Genomic DNA, 3,338 nt, shown 5'->3' on the forward strand with positions numbered 1-3,338 from the left:
GGGAGCGTCCGGCGTTGTGCACGCACAGGAACAGCACGATCGGCCGCCCGTCGTGTTTCCCCTCCACCCGGGCCAGGACGAGTGGATCTGGTCCGAGCGGCCCATCCATGAGGCGATCATCACCGTCGAGGAGTACCAGTGCGTCCAGGAGATCCTGGCCAGGCGCGCGCATGGGAGCTAGAGCCAGCGGCCGCATCCGACCGGCCGTCCGTACGCCTTCCGGGGGGTGCTGTTCTGCGGGTACTGCGAGCGGCGGATGCAGGGCAACTGGAACAACGACCAGGCGTATTACCGATGCCGCTTCCCAACGCAGTACGCGATGGTCAACCGCCTGGACCAGCCGAAGGTCGTGTACCTGCGCGAGGTGGAGATCCTGGATGAGGTGGACGGCTGGCTGGGGACCGCGTTCGGGCCTACCTCGCTGGAACGCACGATCGCGGCCATGGCCGATCAGGTCGTCGACCCCAACGGGGGCGCTCTGTACGCCCTGCGTAAGCGTGTGTCGGACTGTGACCGGAAGCTGGGCCGCTACCGGGCGGCGCTCGATGCGGGCGGCGATCCGGTCGAGATCTCCTCGTGGATCAACGAAACCAAGCGTGAACGTGCCCGCCTCGAAGGAGAGCTGAAGGCCGTCCCCGCCGCGCAGCGCATCAGCACAACGGAGATCAGGGCGATGATGGAGGAGGTCGGTGACCTGGTCCGGCTGATCGCCGACTCCGACCCGGACGACAAGGCCGAGCTCTACACCAAGCTGGGGTTGAAGCTGACGTACTACCCCGAAAAGCAGTATGTGGAGGCCCGGATTGAACCGGAACCCCCACATGTGCAAGCGGTGAGTGTCCGAGGATGGAGTCGAACCAATTGCACACCCTTTCACTCTCATATCTCGGTTCCCGCTGGGATTCAGGTGATGCCGATGTCTCCCAGTATCGCGGCGGTACGTCGCATCCAGTTTACGACCATCATGGGCGTATCATTTTTGGCCGCTATTGCGGGAATGGTCTCGTTTCGCCATATGCGCGAGCTGTGCCTGCGTCACGGCGAGGACATGCTGGCGGCGGTGCTCATTCCGCTCGCGGTGGACGGCACCATCGTGGTCGCCTCCATGTCGATTCTCCTGGCGAACCGGTACGGCTCTCGCGGCGGTGTCCTGGCCTGGACGATGCTCGTGGTCGGGAGTCTGGCGAGCCTTGGGGCGAACGTCGCTGTCGCGGAGCCGAGTTTGATCGGCCGGTTCATCGCCGCGTGGCCGTCGGCGGCCTTGATCGGTTCCTATGAGCTGCTCATGTCCCAGATTCGTCGAGTGCCGGCGGGTGCACTTCGAGCGGAGGGCGAGTCGTATGCCGATGGCGAAGTGGGTGATGAAGTCAGTGATGGGCGGCGGTGTGATGGTCAGAGTGGCGTTGATCTGCATGTGAGTGCATGGCGCTGGGCGCAGGCCAATCGCGGCGCTGATGGGGCATTGCCGACAGGCAAGGCGATCGCTGAGAGGTTTTCCCGCAGTCCCCGTTGGGGGCGCTGGGTCAAGAGTGTCGGGTTGGCTGGAGAGTTCGAGCGGTGAAGTACGGACGCCGTGTGAACGGGATTCCCGCGTCTTGATTGGTGGCTGGAATGTGTCTTCGCTCTGATGCGTTATCGGTTTGTGGGCTAAAGACATGTATTGCGAGTGACGCGGAAGAGCATTGACCCCATATGGTCATCCGTTGAGAAGATTAGATCCCCTAGAGTTCGGCGCACTGCACTGACGCGCAAATCGACCGCCAGTACACCGGCAGCCACAGCCAGTTCCTGGTCGGGTTCGCGTTCCGCCTCGCAGCTCCCAAACCAGGACGAACCCGATTCGGAAACCTCTAAAACGACAAGATCCCGCCCGATCGCGATGATCTGACGGGCTCCCCTCAACTTCAGTCCGGCCGTTTCAAGAACGGCCCGATATGGCGCCAGGGCCGGTTCTGGGCAGACCCGCCACAAGAACCCCCGCACCGCCATGCGCTACTTCAATTCGGCATCGAAGTCATCGCCAAGGTCACCGAGGTCCTGCCACCCCGACCGCGCTTGGCCTCTCACGGCCAGAACTGCAGGGTGATCAGCGTCCGCCGGACAACGTCCGGCGGGAATGACCCGTGGCCGAGCTGGTCGCGGTGTACGCGGATGTTCCACCGTTGGCCTGGCCGGCCGAGGTCGAATCTGTTGTCGGCCAGATAGGTGCCGTCGATGTCCTCGGGGTGGATGATCCCGGACTCCAGATGGACGGTCCCCTGCCAGGTAGATGCCCCGGGCGGGTGCGCCGGCGGCTCGCCGTCCCACAACTCGTACTTGACGATGCAGCCCTGATCGATCGGCTCATCGACGGCGATCCAGTTGTCCTCGGCCACGGCCCATCCTCCTGGCTCGATGGCGGAGTCGTCAGGGGATTCCTCGGCCGCGGTGTCCACCACGCCGACGAAGCCGTGGATCGGGTCGTCGTCCAGTAATTCACTGATTAACGCGGCCATGCTGCCTGCCTCCGCGGTTCAAGGGTGGTGGCGACGTCGGGATGGGGGTCACCGCGCGGGCGCGGGGACCCCCATCCGACCTCATCGGACGGTTACGGCGCAAACTTGAGCTCGATGTAGAAGCTGTCCTTGTTGATGATCCGGTTGTTCCAGTACCAGGCTTTCAGCACGTTGCCGTGCTTTTTGTTCAGGCTCTCGTTGATCCTGGTGACGGAGAAGTTGTGCTCAGGGTTCGCCCGTGCCGCCCCTTGATAGGTCGACTCGAAAGGGAACTCGTCACAGCTCTTCTTGTTCTGATCCACGACCGGGACCTCGTTCTTGCAGACAACTGCCGTCGCCCTGTAGTTAGCGACCTTCGTGGCCTCGAAAGCCGCCCGGGTCAGCCTTGATGCGATGCTCTTCCCGGGAATGTTCTTGGGTTCGCCCTCGGTGTCGGGGAATGACTTCCCGTCAGCCCGGGGGTACGTATGGCCCGGATTGTAGAAGGCATTCGAGATGTGATAGTAGATGTCGCTAAAGCTGACTCCCCGCGGGTTGACGTCGTTCGGCCGCATGACCATCTTCGCGACGGCGTTCAGGTGCACGCAGCCGCCGCCGTCCTTGTTGTGCCAGCCGATCGTCGGCGAGGCGTCGCAGCGGACCAACGAGGGGAGGCCGACCGGGCTGCTGAACTCCCGCGGTCCCTTGTCGAAGGGGCTCTCGCCGGTCGCGTAGCTGTTGATCGTGCACCTGCCCAGCTTGTGGTAGCCCTTCCTGCCTCGGTCAGTGAACCTTTTTCGTGCGCCCAGCAGAGCAGGAGGTGAAGCCGTGACGTAGCGGCTGATCTTGTTGTTCGTAAGCTCG

General features: G+C 63.3%; 4 protein-coding genes. 2 read left to right on the forward strand and 2 right to left on the reverse strand.

The window, feature by feature from the left end:
* On the forward strand, positions 1-181 hold a 181-nt coding region (locus P3X83_RS43025), incomplete at its 5' end, for a hypothetical protein (RefSeq protein ID WP_277311231.1).
* 45 nt (positions 182-226) lie between these two features.
* Positions 227-1,561 carry a DUF2637 domain-containing protein gene (locus tag P3X83_RS43030; RefSeq protein ID WP_277311232.1) on the forward strand — a complete coding sequence of 445 codons (1,335 nt, stop codon included), beginning with the start codon at positions 227-229 and terminating at the stop codon, positions 1,559-1,561.
* Positions 1,562-2,063: 502 nt separating this feature from the next.
* Here the strand turns inward: P3X83_RS43030 and P3X83_RS43035 are convergent.
* Positions 2,064-2,495 (reverse strand): hypothetical protein, encoded by a 432-nt coding sequence (locus tag P3X83_RS43035; protein ID WP_277311233.1) that lies wholly within the window; start codon positions 2,493-2,495, stop codon positions 2,064-2,066.
* A gap of 92 nt (positions 2,496-2,587) precedes the next feature.
* Positions 2,588-3,338: hypothetical protein (locus P3X83_RS43040; protein ID WP_277311234.1), on the reverse strand; the 751-nt coding region annotated here is incomplete at its 5' end.

The organism is Spongiactinospora sp. TRM90649 (assembly GCF_029382225.1).
Taxonomy (GTDB): domain Bacteria; phylum Actinomycetota; class Actinomycetes; order Streptosporangiales; family Streptosporangiaceae; genus Spongiactinospora.

Excerpts from the sequence above, each read along its gene's own strand:
- P3X83_RS43035 (WP_277311233.1), bottom strand. The coding sequence starts at position 2,495 with ATGGCCGCGTTAATCAGTGAATTACTGGACGACGACCCGATCCACGGC.